13 protein-coding genes are annotated in these 16,143 nt (G+C 51.1%); 4 read left to right on the top strand and 9 right to left on the bottom strand.

Features of this window, described 5'->3' with window-relative positions:
• Positions 1–28 precede the first annotated feature (28 nt).
• Together lptG and lptF are read right to left on the bottom strand one after the other, a co-directional pair.
• On the bottom strand, positions 29–1,108 hold the full coding sequence (lptG, locus tag OH773_RS02650; protein ID WP_270142744.1) for an LPS export ABC transporter permease LptG: 1,080 nt from the start codon (positions 1,106–1,108) through the stop codon (positions 29–31).
• On the bottom strand, positions 1,109–2,212 hold the full coding sequence (gene lptF, locus OH773_RS02645; RefSeq protein ID WP_183270745.1) for an LPS export ABC transporter permease LptF: 1,104 nt from the start codon (positions 2,210–2,212) through the stop codon (positions 1,109–1,111). It abuts the gene before it with no gap.
• A 275-nt stretch (positions 2,213–2,487) separates the two neighbouring features.
• Here lptF and pepA point away from each other — a divergent pair, with 275 nt between their 5' ends.
• From pepA to OH773_RS02630, 3 genes are all read left to right on the top strand, one after another.
• The gene (gene pepA, locus OH773_RS02640) at positions 2,488–3,999 is read left to right on the top strand and encodes a leucyl aminopeptidase (RefSeq protein WP_270142741.1); all 1,512 of its coding nucleotides are present in this window, start codon (positions 2,488–2,490) and stop codon (positions 3,997–3,999) included.
• 121 nt (positions 4,000–4,120) lie between these two features.
• On the top strand, positions 4,121–4,579 hold the full coding sequence (locus OH773_RS02635) for a DNA polymerase III subunit chi (RefSeq protein WP_183270747.1): 459 nt from the start codon (positions 4,121–4,123) through the stop codon (positions 4,577–4,579).
• Between the two features lie 6 nt (positions 4,580–4,585).
• Positions 4,586–7,441, top strand: a complete 2,856-nt coding sequence (locus OH773_RS02630) for a valine--tRNA ligase (protein WP_270142738.1) — start codon at positions 4,586–4,588, stop codon at positions 7,439–7,441.
• A 45-nt stretch (positions 7,442–7,486) separates the two neighbouring features.
• On the opposite strand, the gene OH773_RS02625 is transcribed toward OH773_RS02630, so the two are convergent.
• The 3 genes from OH773_RS02625 to OH773_RS02615 form a co-directional block, all read right to left on the bottom strand.
• On the bottom strand, positions 7,487–8,011 hold the full coding sequence (locus OH773_RS02625; RefSeq protein ID WP_270142736.1) for a DUF943 family protein: 525 nt from the start codon (positions 8,009–8,011) through the stop codon (positions 7,487–7,489).
• Positions 8,012–8,064: 53 nt separating this feature from the next.
• Positions 8,065–8,913 (bottom strand): DUF3289 family protein, encoded by an 849-nt coding sequence (locus OH773_RS02620; protein WP_270142734.1) that lies wholly within the window; start codon positions 8,911–8,913, stop codon positions 8,065–8,067.
• 204 nt (positions 8,914–9,117) lie between these two features.
• Positions 9,118–10,317, bottom strand: a complete 1,200-nt coding sequence (locus tag OH773_RS02615; protein ID WP_270142732.1) for a YjgN family protein — start codon at positions 10,315–10,317, stop codon at positions 9,118–9,120.
• A gap of 195 nt (positions 10,318–10,512) precedes the next feature.
• Here OH773_RS02615 and OH773_RS02610 point away from each other — a divergent pair, with 195 nt between their 5' ends.
• Positions 10,513–11,016 (top strand): GNAT family N-acetyltransferase, encoded by a 504-nt coding sequence (locus tag OH773_RS02610; protein ID WP_270142730.1) that lies wholly within the window; start codon positions 10,513–10,515, stop codon positions 11,014–11,016.
• Between the two features lie 52 nt (positions 11,017–11,068).
• Here the strand turns inward: OH773_RS02610 and uhpT are convergent, their stop codons facing one another.
• The 4 genes from uhpT to uhpA all read right to left on the bottom strand — a co-directional run bounded on the left by uhpT (position 11,069) and on the right by uhpA (position 16,029).
• Positions 11,069–12,460: a hexose-6-phosphate:phosphate antiporter gene (uhpT, locus tag OH773_RS02605; RefSeq protein ID WP_270142728.1), complete on the bottom strand. Its 1,392-nt coding sequence runs from the start codon at positions 12,458–12,460 to the stop codon at positions 11,069–11,071.
• Positions 12,461–12,598: 138 nt separating this feature from the next.
• Positions 12,599–13,927 carry an MFS transporter gene (locus OH773_RS02600; RefSeq protein WP_270142726.1) on the bottom strand — a complete coding sequence of 443 codons (1,329 nt, stop codon included), beginning with the start codon at positions 13,925–13,927 and terminating at the stop codon, positions 12,599–12,601.
• A 9-nt stretch (positions 13,928–13,936) separates the two neighbouring features.
• Positions 13,937–15,439, bottom strand: a complete 1,503-nt coding sequence (uhpB, locus tag OH773_RS02595; RefSeq protein ID WP_270142724.1) for a signal transduction histidine-protein kinase/phosphatase UhpB — start codon at positions 15,437–15,439, stop codon at positions 13,937–13,939.
• A complete protein-coding gene (uhpA, locus tag OH773_RS02590) occupies positions 15,439–16,029 on the bottom strand; it encodes a transcriptional regulator UhpA (protein ID WP_183270754.1) in 591 nt (196 codons plus the stop codon). Before uhpA ends, uhpB begins: the two co-directional genes overlap by 1 nt.
• Positions 16,030–16,143 lie beyond the last annotated feature (114 nt).

Genomic DNA, 16,143 nt, shown 5'->3' with positions numbered 1-16,143 from the left:
AAAAATGCAGCTCGAAAGACGAAGGGTATTAGCCGGAGCGCTTCATCATTAACCATAAGCTGATAAGGAAGAAAGTCGCGCTTGGCAGCAACGCCCCCAAAATCGGCGGGATGCTGTACACCAGACTCAGTGGGCCAAAGATTTGGTCAAGCACATAGAACACAAAACCAAAGCTAATACCGGTGACGACCCTCACCCCCATCGGCACACTACGCAGCGGGCCGAAGATGAACGACAGCGCCATCAACATCATGACCGCGACAGAGAGTGGCGCAAAGATTTTGCTCCACATATTGAGCTGATAACGCCCGGCATCTTGCCCACTGGCTTTTAGATACTTCACGTAGTTATTCAGGCCGCTAATCGATAGCGCATCAGGGTCAAGTGCTACCACGCCCAGTTTGTCTGGGGTTAAGTTAGTTTTCCACTCGCCGCTGACAGTCTGTGAGCCGGTAATTTGTTTCTGGTCGCTGAGATTAGATTCATCAACCTGAGACAATCGCCATACCTTGTGTTCCACATCGTATTGCGCGGAGGCAGCATACTTCACTGATTCCAGACGTCGCTCTTTGCTAAAGCTGTAGATGCTAACGCCTGCGAGATCGTTGTTACCTTTCACACGTTCGATATAGACAAAGCTATGGCCATCTTTCGCCCATAAACCTTGTTGGGTCGTCAGCAAAGAACCACCGTACATCTGTTGTGCACGGTAATTACGCGCCATTTGTTCACCTTGCGGTGCAACCCATTCGCCAATCGCCATCGTCAGCAACACCAGCGGAATCGCCGTTTTCATGACTGACAATGCGATTTGCATACGGGTAAAACCGGAGGCTTGCATGACCACCAGCTCACTACGCTGTGCCAACATTCCCAGCCCCAACAGCGCTCCAAGAAGTGCGGCCATCGGGAAGAAAATCTGGATGTCTTTTGGGATACTCAGGACGGTATAAACCCCAGCGCCCATCGCCGAATAGCTGCCCTGACCGGCCTTTTTCAACTGGTCAACAAACTTAATAATGCCCGACAACGACACCAGCATGAACAGCGTCATCATGATGGTGGTGAAGATGGTTTTACCGATATAACGGTCGAGAACACCAAACATTTATGCTGCTCCTCGTGTTTTGCTAAAGCGTGCACGTAGCTGACGCATCGGCACCGTATCCCACACATTGAGCACAACTGCGATGGCAAAATAGACCAGGTTAACCAACCACATCCAAATCATTGGGTCGATTTTCCCCTTCGCCGCATTGGATTTCAGGGACGTCTGAAGCAGGAAGAACACCAAATACAACAGCATGGCTGGCAGCATCGAAAGCACACGACCCTGACGCGGGTTCACCACACTCAACGGAACAACCATCAACGCCATGATAAATACGGTCAACACCAGCGTGAGGCGCCAGTGTAATTCTGCGCGGGCGTTCGGTGCATCGCTTGCCCACAAGGTGCGCATGTACATCTGACTGGAATCATCGGGATCAAGCGCTACCGTCTGGTGCCCAACAATCGCCTGATAATCCTGGAAGTCAGTGATACGGAAGTCACGCAGCATCGCAGTACCTTCAAAACGGGTACCGGTATTGAGCGTCACAATCTGAGAGCCATCTGGCCGCTGTGATAAATGGCCGGAATCAGCCACCACGACAGAGGGACGTGCATTACCTTTCGGGCGCAATTGCGCAAGGAACACATCCTTGAAGCTTGAACCGTTGACGCTCTCGATAAACAGTACTGAGCTGCCATCGGTCGCTTGCTGGAATTGCCCTTGTGCCAGAGCAGCCATACCAGGGTTAGCTTTGGCTTCCGCCAACACTTCATCCTGATGACGTGAAGACCACGGGCCGAGCCACATCACGTTGATGGTAGCCACCGCGCCAGTAAAGAGTGCGAGGATCATTGCAGCTTTGATCAGCACCGCTTTACTCAAGCCACAGGCATGCATTACCGTGATTTCGCTTTCGGTATACAGACGGCCAAACGTCATGAGTAGCCCAAGGAAAAGGCTAAGAGGCAGGATAAGTTGCGCCATTTCAGGCACGCCCAGCCCTAAAAGAGAGAAAACGAGATTTGTCGGAATGTCGCCGTCAACCGCCGCCCCAAGGATCCTGACAAGCTTCTGACAAAAGAAGATCAGCAGCAGGATGAAGAGGATCGCAAGTTGGCTTTTGAACGTCTCCCGAACCAGATATCTTATGATAATCACATTAAATACGCCTGTGAAAACGAGTCTTTTTGCAGGAAAATCGCTTGTTTCATCGCTTATACGTCATTTATTCTCTTGAGTCGTCGAAAACATCGCTAAGATTAATAAGCTCAGCCTGTTTCTGGCACAAAGTGATTTAATTAACGTCGCCGAAACTGTAAAAACATACTCGTAAGATTAACACGAAGTCATCGCAACCGCGGACATGAGTTACGAAAGCTTGCAATTCTAGCTGTAGCCACCGTTGTTGTCTTTAAGATTCAGGAGCGTAGTGCATGGAGTTCAGTGTAAAAAGCGGTAGCCCCGAGAAACAGCGTAGTGCCTGCATCGTTGTGGGAGTCTTTGAACCGCGTCGCCTGTCCCCGGTCGCCGAACAACTCGATAAAATCAGCGATGGCTACATCAGCGCCTTATTGCGCCGTGGTGAGCTTGAGGGAAAACCCGGTCAAACTTTATTGCTTCACCATGTTCCGAACGTGCTTTCAGAGCGCATTCTGCTGATTGGGTGTGGCAAAGAGCGTGAACTGGATGAGCGTCAGTATAAGCAAGTTATCCAGAAAACGATCAATACCCTAAATGATACTGGCTCGATGGAAGCCGTTTGCTTCCTGACCGAACTGCACGTTAAAGGTCGTAACACTTACTGGAAAGTACGCCAGGCAGTGGAAACGGCAAAAGAGTCTTTGTATAGCTTCGATCAGTTGAAGACCAACAAAAGCGAGCCACGTCGCCCGCTGCGTAAAATGGTCTTTAACGTGCCAACCCGTCGCGAGCTGACGAGCGGCGAACGTGCTATTCAGCATGGTCTGGCCATTGCTGCCGGTATTAAAGCAGCAAAAGATCTGGGCAATATGCCACCGAACATCTGTAACGCAGCGTACCTGGCATCCCAGGCGCGCCAGCTTGCAGATTCTTTCAGCAAAAACGTCGTCACTCGTGTTATCGGCGAACAGCAGATGAAAGAGCTGGGCATGCACTCCTACCTCGCGGTAGGTGATGGTTCCCAGAACGAATCACTGATGTCTGTCATCGAATACAAAGGCAGCGCCGATCCTGATGTGCGTCCAATCGTGCTGGTCGGTAAAGGCCTGACGTTCGACTCCGGCGGTATTTCCATCAAACCTGCCGAAGGCATGGATGAGATGAAATACGACATGTGCGGTGCCGCTTCTGTGTACGGCGTTATGCGCATGGTTGCAGAACTTAACTTGCCGATTAACGTGATTGGCGTTCTGGCGGGTTGTGAGAACATGCCTGGCGGACGTGCTTATCGCCCGGGTGATGTGCTGACAACGATGTCCGGCCAAACTGTCGAAGTGCTCAACACTGACGCAGAAGGCCGTTTGGTATTGTGTGACGTGCTGACCTATGTTGAGCGCTTCGAGCCAGATGTGGTTATCGATGTGGCAACTCTGACCGGCGCATGTGTGATTGCTTTGGGTCACCACATCACCGGTTTGATGTCTAACCACAACCCGCTGGCGCACGAACTGATCGGTGCATCCGAACAAGCCGGTGACCGTGCGTGGCGTCTGCCAATCGCCGATGAATACCAGGATCAACTGGACTCCAATTTTGCTGATATGGCAAACATTGGTGGCCGCCCTGGTGGCGCAATTACTGCGGCTTGCTTCCTGTCACGCTTTACCCGTAAGTACAACTGGGCTCACCTGGATATCGCAGGTACGGCCTGGCGTTCAGGTAAAGCCAAAGGTGCGACCGGCCGTCCAGTGGCGTTACTGTCGCAATTCCTGTTAAATCGTTCAGGGTTTAACGGCGAAGACTAACGACGAAATCCCCCCTCACCCCGGCCCTCTCCCTCAAGGGAGAGGGGGAAAAGAAAGTTCCCTCTCCTGGGGGAGAGGGTTAGGGTGAGGGCGTCCACATTGAACATAAGAAGCAGCACAAATGAAAAACGCGACGTTCTACCTGCTCGACAACGACACGCCCTCAGGGGAGTTGAATGCCGTTGAAGCGTTGGTGTGTGAACTGGCGGCAGAAAGCTTTCGCGCAGGGAAACGCCTGCTGATTGCTTGTGTTGATGAACAACAAGCTATCCGTCTGGATGAAGCACTTTGGCAGCGCGACGCACATGCGTTTGTCCCGCATAATCTTGCCGGTGAAGGCCCGCGTTATGGTGCTCCGGTAGAATTGGCCTGGCCGCAGCGACGTGGTAGTTCACCACGCGATTTACTGATTAGCCTTTTGCCGCAGTTCGCAGATTTTGCCACCGCTTTCCATGAAGTGATAGACTTCGTACCTTACGAAGAATCCCAGAAACAACTGGCCCGCGATCGCTACAAGGCGTATCGCGTTGCTGGTTTCCACTTGACTACGGCGACTCATACCCCGCCGGGAACGACATAGCAGACAATGGAAAAGACATATAACCCGCAAGATATCGAACAGCCGCTTTACGAGCACTGGGAACAGCAGGGCTACTTTAAGCCAAATGGCGACACCAGCCAGGAAAGCTTCTGCATCATGATCCCGCCGCCGAACGTTACCGGCAGCTTGCATATGGGTCACGCCTTCCAGCAGACGATCATGGATACCATGATTCGTTACCAGCGCATGCAGGGTAAAAACACCCTGTGGCAGGCGGGGACTGACCACGCCGGCATCGCGACCCAGATGGTCGTAGAGCGCAAAATTGCCGCCGAAGAAGGTAAAACACGCCACGACTACGGCCGTGATGCGTTTATCGAGAAAATCTGGCAATGGAAGGCAGAGTCTGGTGGCACCATCACCCGTCAGATGCGTCGTCTTGGCAATTCCGTAGATTGGGAGCGCGAACGCTTCACCATGGACGAAGGTCTGTCCAACGCGGTGAAAGAAGTGTTCGTACGCCTGTACAAAGAAGACCTGATTTATCGCGGCAAGCGCCTGGTAAACTGGGACCCGAAACTGCGTACCGCTATCTCCGATCTGGAAGTAGAAAACCGCGAGTCCAAAGGTTCTATGTGGCACCTGCGTTATCCGCTGGCCGACGGCGCGAAAACCGCTGACGGCAAAGATTACCTGGTTGTTGCTACCACTCGTCCAGAAACCGTGCTCGGTGATACTGGCGTAGCGGTGAACCCAGAAGATCCGCGTTACAAAGATTTGATCGGTAAATTCGTGATGCTGCCGCTGGTTAACCGTCTTATTCCAATTGTTGGCGACGAACACGCAGACATGGAAAAAGGCACCGGCTGTGTAAAAATCACCCCTGCACACGACTTTAACGATTACGAAGTTGGCCGCCGTCATGCTCTGCCAATGATCAACATCCTGACCTTCGACGGTGATATCCGTGAAGCGGCAGAAGTGTTTGATACCAACGGTGAAGAATCTACCGTTTATGGTAACGAGATCCCGGCTCAGTTCCAGAAACTGGAACGTTTTGCCGCACGTAAAGCTGTCGTTGCTGCATTCGAAGAAATGGGTCTGCTGGAAGAGATCAAACCACACGATCTGACCGTTCCTTACGGCGACCGTGGCGGCGTGGTTATCGAACCGATGCTGACCGACCAATGGTACGTGCGCACGGCTCCACTGGCGAAAGTTGCCGTTGAAGCGGTTGAGCAAGGCGACATTCAGTTCGTGCCGAAGCAATACGAAAACATGTACTTCTCCTGGATGCGCGATATTCAGGACTGGTGTATTTCTCGTCAGCTGTGGTGGGGTCACCGCATCCCGGCCTGGTACGATGCCAATGGCAACGTGTATGTAGGCCGCAACGAAGCGGAAGTGCGTGCTGAGAACAACCTGGGCGACGACGTTGCGCTTAACCAGGACGAAGACGTTCTGGATACCTGGTTCTCTTCCGGTCTGTGGACGTTCTCCACTTTAGGCTGGCCTGAGAATACCGAAGCGCTGCGCACCTTCCACCCGACCAGCGTGATGGTCAGCGGCTTCGACATCATCTTCTTCTGGATTGCGCGCATGATCATGCTAACCATGCACTTCATCAAAGATGAAGACGGCAAGCCACAGGTTCCGTTTAAAACCGTCTACATGACCGGTCTTATCCGTGATGACGAAGGGCAGAAAATGTCTAAGTCCAAGGGTAACGTTATCGATCCACTGGATATGGTTGACGGTATTTCCCTGGAAGACCTGCTTGAGAAGCGCACCGGTAACATGATGCAGCCACAGTTGGCTGAGAAAATCCGCAAACGTACCGAGAAGCAATTCCCGAACGGCATCGAACCACACGGCACCGACGCACTGCGCTTTACGCTGGCAGCGCTGGCCTCTACGGGTCGCGACATCAACTGGGACATGAAGCGCCTGGAAGGTTATCGCAACTTCTGTAACAAGCTGTGGAACGCCAGCCGTTTCGTGATGATGAATACCGAAGACCAGGATTGCGGCTTTAACGGCGGCGAAATGGTTCTGTCGCTGGCAGACCGCTGGATTCTGGCGGAATTCAACCGCACAGTGAAAGCCTACCGTGAAGCGCTGGACACCTATCGCTTTGATATCGCGGCCAACATTCTGTATGAATTCACCTGGAACCAGTTCTGTGACTGGTATCTGGAGCTGACAAAACCGGTCATGAACAGCGGTAGTGAGGCGGAACTGCGCGGTACGCGTAATACGCTGATCAACGTGCTGGAAGGTTTGCTGCGTCTTGCGCATCCAATCATTCCATTCATCACGGAAACCATCTGGCAGCGTGTGAAAACCTTCAAAGGCATCACCGACGATACCATTATGCTGCAACCGTTCCCGGCGTATAACAGCGCTCAGGATGACGAAGCGGCGTTCTCTGATACCGAGTGGCTGAAGCAGGCAATCACCGCAGTGCGTAACATTCGTGCTGAGATGAACATTGCTCCGGGCAAACCGCTGGAAGTGCTGCTGCGTAACGTGAGTGCAGAAGCGGAACGTCGCGTAAACGCGAACCGTACCTTCCTGCAAAACCTGGCACGTCTGGAAAGCATCACCCTGCTGCCTGCTGATGATAAAGGCCCGGTTTCAGTGACCAAAATCATCGACGGTGCAGAACTGCTGATCCCAATGGCAGGCCTGGTCGACAAAGCCGCTGAAATTGAGCGTCTGGCTAAAGAAGTTGCGAAGATCGAAATCGAGATTGGCAAAATCGAAGGCAAGTTGTCTAACGAAGGCTTCGTCGCACGTGCACCAGCAGATGTGGTGGCTAAAGAGCGTGAGCGCATGGTGGCTTTCGCCGATGCAAAAGCAAAACTGATTGAGCAGCAGGCAGTGATTGCCGCGCTGTAATTGGATTAGCTGAAAGTTAAAAGGCCGGGAAATTCCCCGGCTTTTTTATTCATAAGTAACCAACTCACCTTGCTTCGTTAATATCCACGTTCGGTCATCGCTGCTAAAATCAAATTTCTCCTGGCCATATTCAGAAACATCAATAGAAAGGCGATGGTTTTTCTCGATACAATTGTTTTCTGACTTTATGTTTCTGAAACAAACTAAATCACCATCACCTGAACGATGAGGGTTAATGAAGCCACCTCCGACGTCCCATATCGAAATATGGTGAGCGATTTTATCCGGAATATGAAGAGATACTTTAATCTCAGATTCCATTACAATATACCAATGCACCTGATCCCATTTTGTTAATGGTAAATGGTCAACAACCACATTGTAATAATAACCACCCGGAAAACCACTTTCATTACCAATGAAAAGCCCATGTACTCCCTGAGGATCTGAATTATACAAAGCTTCCTCGCTCAGTATTTCAACAGGACGCAATGTCCATAAATAATATAAAAAAGGTGTGACAAACAAACCAATAGCTATAATTTTATAAACAGTTTTCATTGATTTCATTATCTCACGTTCACCAATAACTATTTCTTAATTAACAATCGCATCAAACATAATCACATCCCACCCCGGGTATGAACATGAGCGCTGAAGTTAGTAAAAAAAGGTTTAAAAGCAAAACGTTCATGGCGCTGTAAAAAGAACCAGATTCTAAAAAAGCGGAAACACCTGTATAGACTTTTATTAATATCCTCTCTGCCTAATCCAAAGTGATCTTGAGCCTTAAAATAAAGCATCGCGTCCCAAGATTGAGCATACCTATGTAGATTAACAATTTCTATCTCTTGGGCGTAGATATCATGCACACTGATACCAAGCCCGTTATATCTATCCTCCCATCGGTTAAATTTAGGTAATACTGTTTTATTTATAATAAACCTTAAACTCTGCAAGTCATTTAAATTAAACAAAACATTACTTCGTCTTATCAAATGGCTATCAATTTCATTAGTTATTTTCATTAATGTTTCATTTGTACCAATTCCTTCTATGATTTGTGTATATGCTTTATCTAACAGAAGGCTTTGATAATCCTGCCCTTGCTTGTAATGAAAATGATCAATCAAATCAATAATAATCTCACCATAATCTCCAAAGGCAAAAGAGTGAGACAACTCTTTCATTTCATCAAAGAGAATATTCGCACACTCATAGTGGCTAATAGCTCTTCCTGCTGGATATTGTGGATTAAAACCGGAATCATCGAGTATAAAAGGTTGAGATTCGAAAGCTATTAGCCTGTAAGGATCTACTTTTGCAGATATATCTTGTAGGCCCAGGCTACGCATATCCATGTCGTTTAAATCGCCACATTGCATGTCATCTTCATTAAGGGCATTAAACTGATGATACGTAGCGAAAACTTTTAGAGGCAATTGCATTGATAACAACATGTCTGAGTTCATGAAACATTCCTTTGCGTGATGGTTTAATCATTCATAAATAAAGACAACAGAATGGAACCAACGATAAGTGAATTCTGCACCAGGAAACATGACTCGAATAGCACTTTTAAATATTCACAATGAAATATGCCCCCTGCATCAATCATTCTTATCTTAGTCATTCACGCAATAAAAGGCCGGGAAATTCCCCGGCCTTTTTTATGGCTACAAGCTAATATTTGGTACCAGGCCACGAGAAAGGCGGCTCACAATATCTGTGGCAATTTTATCGTCATGATCTTCCAGATTCAGAGAATCTAAATCACCGTCAATCCAAGTGTTTTGTGCCAGATAATGGCAGTAGCGAACTCGCGCCCACGGATAACCAAAGCCGAGTGTACAAACTGTGATCAAAAGATTGATGATTACCTGCCCCATAAATCCACTGATGGTCAGGGTTGAACGGAAAGCAACACGGCCACTTAGCACAACGGCAGAATAATAATAATTACGCATCTTAACGTAGAGAAAACTTGCGCAAATGATTATACCAAAAAGATAAATCAAGTAGGCCACTGCCATCGTTGCCTGCAATGAATTCATTTTTTCGGCTAATCGCTCTGGGTTATCCAGAAATGCCATAGAGGCTATTTCAAGATAAGCTGGTAATACTAGATTCAATACAATCAGTATGAAAGGAATCATCAATGAAATGCTAATCAGGCAAATAGTAATACATTTTTTGAAACTAATGTCAGAGCTGAATATTTGCTTGCCGAAGCTTAAATTATTGAATAATAGATTCAGCCCAAGCGCAGTTGCAACTCCCTGAATAATCCCCATCCCCAGAATGCCGACTAATACCGCGATAACCGCCGTAATGATGATGCGCTGCATGTCAAAGAGTGTGGCTGAACTACAAGTACTCATGATCAAAACGCAGATCAAACCGACACCGAACCCCATTAATAATGGGCATCCCAGCATCACCCACCATGCTTTAAAACCTGAACATTTAAAGTTAAAACGCACGTTGTTCAATGTGGTGGACTGCATCTGATAACGAATACTTTGCACTAATAAATAGGGTAAAAATAGAATTAACAATAACGCCATAGCCGCAGCCGTTAGCGAATGGCGACCAATGAGAGCCCCCTCAAGAGCAAAAATATAAATCAACAGGCATAACCAACTAACAAATATTGTACCGCCCGTCGCCTTGTAATCAAAACGCGATCCAGAAAGCTCAGTATGATTATATAAGTAACGTTTTGACCGGACTAAAGCCCATGCACCATAAACGCCCAGGGTCACTATTGTTAAGAGCACATTGACTATCCATATTTTGAAATATCCCTTACCCGTCCCATGAAACACCAGACTTCTGGAATACGTTTCTTCTATTTCCGTTTGTATTTCAGACATATATTTCCTTATGGACTGAATCCATTTATATTGTTTTATTATTAATAAAAAACTTGCCAATGAGCATTGAACCACAACTCCCCCCTGCACAATACTCCGAAACGGGAACGACAAAACACTTTAGGAACTTGCTTGTTAACTTTCTCAGTGGTATTAAAATGAGCTGTCTTTACCCCATCCTTAATGAGTCACGCTATGAATCTTGCTGCTCCGGTTGAAATCGCACTGCGCCGGATAACCGCCCACGACAATCCGGCTATCGCCCAAGTTATCCGCACAGTCTCTGCTGAATACGGCTTAACCGCCGACAAAGGATACACCGTTGCCGATCCCAATCTGGATGAGTTGTTTCAAGTTTATAGCCAGCCAGGGCATGCTTTCTGGATTGTAGAACTGGACGGCAAAGTGGTTGGCGGCGGTGGCGTCGCACCGTTAACGTGCAGCGAGCCGGATATTTGTGAATTGCAGAAGATGTATTTCCTGCCGGTAGTGCGGGGTAAAGGTCTGGCAAAACGTCTGGCGATACAGGCGATGGATTATGCCCGCGAAGAAGGGTTTAATCGCTGCTATCTGGAAACCACTGCGTTTTTGACTGAAGCCATTGCGCTGTATGAACGTCTGGGCTTTGAACATATTTCTGAGCCACTGGGCTGCACCGGGCATGTGGATTGCGAAGTGCGAATGATTAAGTCCCTGTAACCTTTTTCATGCGGGTTTGCTGAATCCTCGACCCAGCAAACCCTTCAACGTTTTAGCTCGTCGCTAAACGCTGAATGCGTTTATCACGGCGAATTTTACGCTCTTCCATCACTGCAACCATCGCCATCAGCACGATACAGCCAATAGCAGCCGCATCCAGCGCGGCGAAAGTCCCTGCCCAGCCGGTCAGGCCAAAGATTGGCGTACCGTCGGCGATCATTCCCAGCCCCAGCTTAGCGAAGCTGTCGCCAATCAGATAAGCGAAAGTTCCTTTGATGCCATCAGCCGCACCAATAGCTTTTTTCGGAACGAATCCGACCGCCGCCACACCAATCAGCAACTGCGGGCCAAACACCAGGAAACCCAGTGCGAATAGCGATGCCAGGTAAACATACTGATTACTGGCGTGCTGATAAACGCCGAGGGTAGCGATGATTAATGCCAGCGCAACACAGGCGACCAGCGCACGGCGACCGTTCGCCAGATCCGATAACCAGCCCCACAGTAGCGTGCCCACCAACGCGCCCACTTCAAACAGGGTAAAGCCCTGAATTGCGACTTCTTTAGAAAGCTTCAGTTCCTGGAAGGCATAAACCGTAGACCACTGATCAATACCGATACGCACCACGTAGAGGAAGATGTTGGAGAAGCACAGCAGCCAGATGACTTTGTTCTTCAGCACGTACTCTACGAAGATTTGCCATTTGGTCATCGACTCGTCTTCAGTCTCTTTATCTTCTTCACTGAGCTCTTCGCTGAACAGCTCTTCCGCTTTTCCCAGGCCGTAAGATTCTGGGGAGTCGCTGCCATATCGCAGGCCAATAAAACCCACAATCAGCGCGATAATGGACGGGAAGATAAACATGCCAATGACGTGGCCATCGAACAGGACGTTCGCGCCAAACAGTGCCACACCAGCCGCACCCGCACCGCCCAGGTTATGGGAGATGTTCCACAATCCCAGGTAGGTTCCGCGCTTGCGGCGAGGCGTCCATTTGGTGATGGTGGAGTAACTGCACGAGCCACCCGCGCTCTGGAAAAAGCCGCTCAGAGCATAAAAAGCGATCATCATAAACAGGCTGACCGAACCCGTCCCCATGCTGGCGCTAAAGCCCAACATGCAGATGGCAGAGAGGATCAGCATAAACGGCAAGAACTGCTTCGTGTTTTTGCCATCCGCATAGTAGGAAACCAGGGTTTTACCCACGCCGTAGGTGATGGAGAAGCCCAGGCCTATCATCCCCAGCTGCGTCATGCTCAACCCGTAGGTAGAGATCATATCGTTCTGCGCGATGTTGAAGTTCTTACGGATCAGGTACATGGTCAGATAGCCGATAAAGACCACCAGGTAAGACTGCATGAACGGTTTGAACCACATCTTGCGCCGCACGTCGAGCGGCAGATCCAGGGTCGGCTTGCGCACCTGGTTTAGTAAGGCCAGCATGGATTACTCCTGATTTAAAAACCTGCGTGATAGCAGGCATTGTAAAAATCAGCAGCGGCTTTGGCCTGAGATGGCTTCCAGGAGAAACCGGGAAAATTTCTTAGTTTGGCGTTATTCCGGGTAAAAAGGTGAGATGCATCACGCTTCGCGATGAGTCTGCGGGGACTGGGCATTCAGGAACGGGAGCAACAGCAGGGCAGAAATCCCCGCCGCAATAGCGATCACCGCGAAGAAACCATTCCAGTGCCAGATGTCGATAACCTGTGCCAGCGGCCAGCCAGAGAGCGACGCGCCGAGGTAAGCGAACAGGCCAACAAAGCCAGTAGCAGCCCCCGCCGCCTCTTTGTGAGAGCACTCCGCTGCCGCCATGCCAATCAACATTTGCGGGCCAAAGACAAAGAAACCGGTGGTGAAGAAGCAGGTAGCCTGCATCACATAGCTGGCAAAGGGCATCAGCCACAGCGAGCCGACTGAGAGCAAAATCCCGGCGGCAAATATCAGGTTCATCGGCCCACGGTTGCCGTTGAAAAGTTTGTCCGAACCCCAGCCTGCGACCAGTGCGCCGATAAATCCACCCAGCTCAAACATCGTTACCGCTGAGTTGGCCGTCACCAAATCCACGCCCAGCGTCTCTGACATGTAGAGATTCCCCCAGTCGTTGATTGCCGCACGCACCACGTAGACCAGGACATAGCACAGTGACAGCAGCCAGATATAGGGATTCCCCAGCACGTATTTGTAGAGGATTTCCCGGCGCGTCAGCCCTGCTCCTTCCTGCTGCTGGGCGATTTCCAGCTCGTCGTGCCGCCAGTCGCCAATCGGCGGCAAGCCAACAGTTTGCGGGCGATCGCGCAAACGCCAACAGAGAAATAGCCCTGCTAAAATAGCCAGCGAACCGGCGATCATCATCCCCGCTCGCCAACCGTAATGCAGCGCCGCTGCGCCAACCACAATCGGGATCAGCGCCCCACCGACGTTATGCGCGGTATTCCATACCGCCCACCAGCCACCGCGCTCAGTCCGGGAGTACCATGCCGTCAGCAAACGGGCACACACCGGCGAGCCCCACCCCTGGAAAAAAGCATTCAGTACCCACAACAAAGCAAATGCCCAAAGAGAGGTGGAGAAACCGAAAAGAATGTTAACAACGCCGGTAGCGATTAACCCTAATCCCATGAAATAACGGGCGTTTGAGCGATCACTGACAATGCCTGAGAAAAATTTCGACAACCCATAAGTGATGTAAAACAGCGTCGCCAACAGGCCGATATCGGTACGCGCCATTACGCCGCTGGCGAGGATTTCCGGGGCGGCGGCGTTAAAGCTTTTACGGGTGAAATAAAACAGCGCATAGCCCAGCCAGATGGTGACCAAAATGTGCCGACGCCAGTAGCTATAGCGCGCGTCAATTTCAGCTTTATCGCTGATTGGGCTCGCCGCCGAGGGGGCTTTCAGGAAAGTGAACATCGTCAGCCCTTATGCGTATCGCTTTGGCAAATTTACGCTGACGCGCGTGCCATGAGTACAGGAAATAGCGAGGGTGCCACCGAGCGCCGTCACGCGTTCGCGCATGCCTGCCAGGCCAAAACCTTGCAGCCCGGAGTCAGGCGGCAGGCCGCTGCCATCATCTTCAATCACCAACATCAGCCGTTCGTCCTGCTGCCAGCCCTGAATCGTTACCGCGCTGGCGCTGGCATGCTTCACAATGTTGTTCAGCCCTTCCTGACACACGCGGAACAGCGTCACGCGCTGGCTTTCACTCAGAGAAAGCTCATCAATTTTCCAGTCGAGATGGCTCACGATCCCACGGCCTTCCAGTTCCATTTCACGCATCAGCGATCGAATCGCCTGCTTCAGAGATAAATCATCCAACTGGCGTGGGCGCAGCCTTCCCAGCAGGCGGCGTACTGAATCGTAAATCCCAAGGGATAACTGTTCGATGTGCGTCCCACCCAGCCTCACCCCTTCATTGCCCGGCGCCAGGCGTTGCACAATACCCGCCTGGGTACGAATCGCGGTTATGGTCTGGCCGATGTCGTCATGTAGCTCGCGCGCCACTTCACGCCGCACGCTCTCTTCGGTTTCCAGCAAGCGTTCAGCAAGGCGGCGGTTGCGCGCAAGCTCAGTTTGCAGGGATTGGTTAAGCTCACGCAGGCGCTGGATCCCCGCCCCCAACAGCAGCCCGGTCAGGCTTTGTGCCAGCAGTGAGAGCAGCAGATCCACCGGATGATCGTGCCAGGTTTGGCTGGCGATCAACGCAATCGCATTCATCAGCGTGGCGATCAACGCTCCCTGCCAGCCGTAGTGCCAGGCCAGGGCGATGATCGGCAATGCCAGGCAGAACGGCGTAAAGCGAGACAGCTCGTCGGGCAACCCAAGCTGTAGCCACAGGCTGACCACAAACAGCAGCAGATACCAGATAAGATGGCGGGCGCGCCAGTTTACCGGCTGTGAAACCAGTCCCGGCCCCAGCGGCTGCCAGACGGTGCTGGTGAGATAGTGCCAGAAGACGAGACAGGTCGGAGCCAGGGTTAAACCGCCTGTTAGAGTTATCAGCAACGCGCTCAGCGTCTCCTGCCCTTGCCCGATCCACGGCATTGACTGTAAGAGTGCTGCGGCAACCAGTGCCCCACCCTGACGGAGCAAAGTGCGCCAGTCACGTTGATGGCGGTAGCGGGAAATCAGCGCGACCGGCAGGAGGGTTAGCACGCCGCCCATTATCAATAGCGGAAGATGCGCCAGCGCCACTTCTTGCGCCAGCCAGCCAAGCATCAGCCACTCCGCCCCCAGTAATACGGGCCAGTAGCCGAGCGGGCATTGCAGCATCAGGCCTAAGCGCAGGCCGAAGGGAAAGAGCAGAACTGCCAGCTCGGGCCGTTCCACCAGGTGCAGGCTGATGCTCCACAGGCAAAACCACGCAGCAGAGAAGATAAAAAAGCTGGCGACCACGGAGATAAGCCGGGAGAAAAAGGGTTGCATCACCATCCGTCAAACAGACGGTGAGCGAGCCCAACGTCATTACTGACGCCGAGTTTTTCCATCAGGTTGGCGCGATGAACGTGAACCGTCTTTGGTGACAGCCCAAGCTCAGTAGCGATCTCTTTTACCGCCATGCCCTGGGCGAGTTTTTCCGCTACCTGGCGTTCGCGTTTGGTTAATGGATCCTGCCGTCCGGCTGCCAGTTTGATGGCAATGTCCGACGTCAGATAGCAACCGCCCGTCGCCACCGTATGAACGGCAGCAATCAACTCATCCGGACTACAGCGTTTTGACAGAAAGCCCCGCGCACCGGCATTTAAAGCCTGTTCCACCAACGCCGGGCTGTCGTGCACCGAGAGCATAATGGTCGCCATGCCTTTGGGCAGTTGGGCGAGCAGTTCCAGCCCGGAAATATCTGGCATCGAGATGTCGCAAATACACACCTGTACGCCACGCCCTGGCAGTCCGGCCAACGCTTCGCGCCCGGAACCAAACTCAACCACAATCTGAAAATCCGGCTCCAACCCCAACAGCTGAGCAAAGCCGGAGCGGACGATAAGGTGGTCGTCAATAAGGGCGATGGTTACCATGATATTTTCCAGGAAGGTAAAAAACGCGCTTACCTTAGCGATAAGCGTGTTGCTGTTCAAGCCTTAAGCGATTGTAAGGGGAGACTCGTTGATCTCCGACAGGCAGATGTGCCG

Source organism: Buttiauxella sp. WJP83 (assembly GCF_027594725.1).
GTDB lineage: Bacteria > Pseudomonadota > Gammaproteobacteria > Enterobacterales > Enterobacteriaceae > Buttiauxella > Buttiauxella selenatireducens.
This window is presented reverse-complemented; position numbering and strand designations above follow the sequence as displayed.

Excerpts from the sequence above, each read along its gene's own strand:
- OH773_RS02630 (WP_270142738.1), top strand. The coding sequence starts at position 4,586 with ATGGAAAAGACATATAACCCGCAAGATATCGAACAGCCGCTTTACGAG.
- OH773_RS02600 (WP_270142726.1), bottom strand. The coding sequence starts at position 13,927 with ATGTTCACTTTCCTGAAAGCCCCCTCGGCGGCGAGCCCAATCAGCGAT.
- OH773_RS02610 (WP_270142730.1), top strand. The coding sequence starts at position 10,513 with ATGAATCTTGCTGCTCCGGTTGAAATCGCACTGCGCCGGATAACCGCC.
- OH773_RS02635 (WP_183270747.1), top strand. The coding sequence starts at position 4,121 with ATGAAAAACGCGACGTTCTACCTGCTCGACAACGACACGCCCTCAGGG.
- lptG (WP_270142744.1), bottom strand. The coding sequence starts at position 1,108 with ATGTTTGGTGTTCTCGACCGTTATATCGGTAAAACCATCTTCACCACC.
- uhpT (WP_270142728.1), bottom strand. The coding sequence starts at position 12,460 with ATGCTGGCCTTACTAAACCAGGTGCGCAAGCCGACCCTGGATCTGCCG.
- OH773_RS02625 (WP_270142736.1), bottom strand. The coding sequence starts at position 8,011 with ATGAAATCAATGAAAACTGTTTATAAAATTATAGCTATTGGTTTGTTT.
- pepA (WP_270142741.1), top strand. The coding sequence starts at position 2,488 with ATGGAGTTCAGTGTAAAAAGCGGTAGCCCCGAGAAACAGCGTAGTGCC.
- OH773_RS02620 (WP_270142734.1), bottom strand. The coding sequence starts at position 8,913 with ATGAACTCAGACATGTTGTTATCAATGCAATTGCCTCTAAAAGTTTTC.
- uhpA (WP_183270754.1), bottom strand. The coding sequence starts at position 16,029 with ATGGTAACCATCGCCCTTATTGACGACCACCTTATCGTCCGCTCCGGC.
- uhpB (WP_270142724.1), bottom strand. The coding sequence starts at position 15,439 with ATGCAACCCTTTTTCTCCCGGCTTATCTCCGTGGTCGCCAGCTTTTTT.
- OH773_RS02615 (WP_270142732.1), bottom strand. The coding sequence starts at position 10,317 with ATGTCTGAAATACAAACGGAAATAGAAGAAACGTATTCCAGAAGTCTG.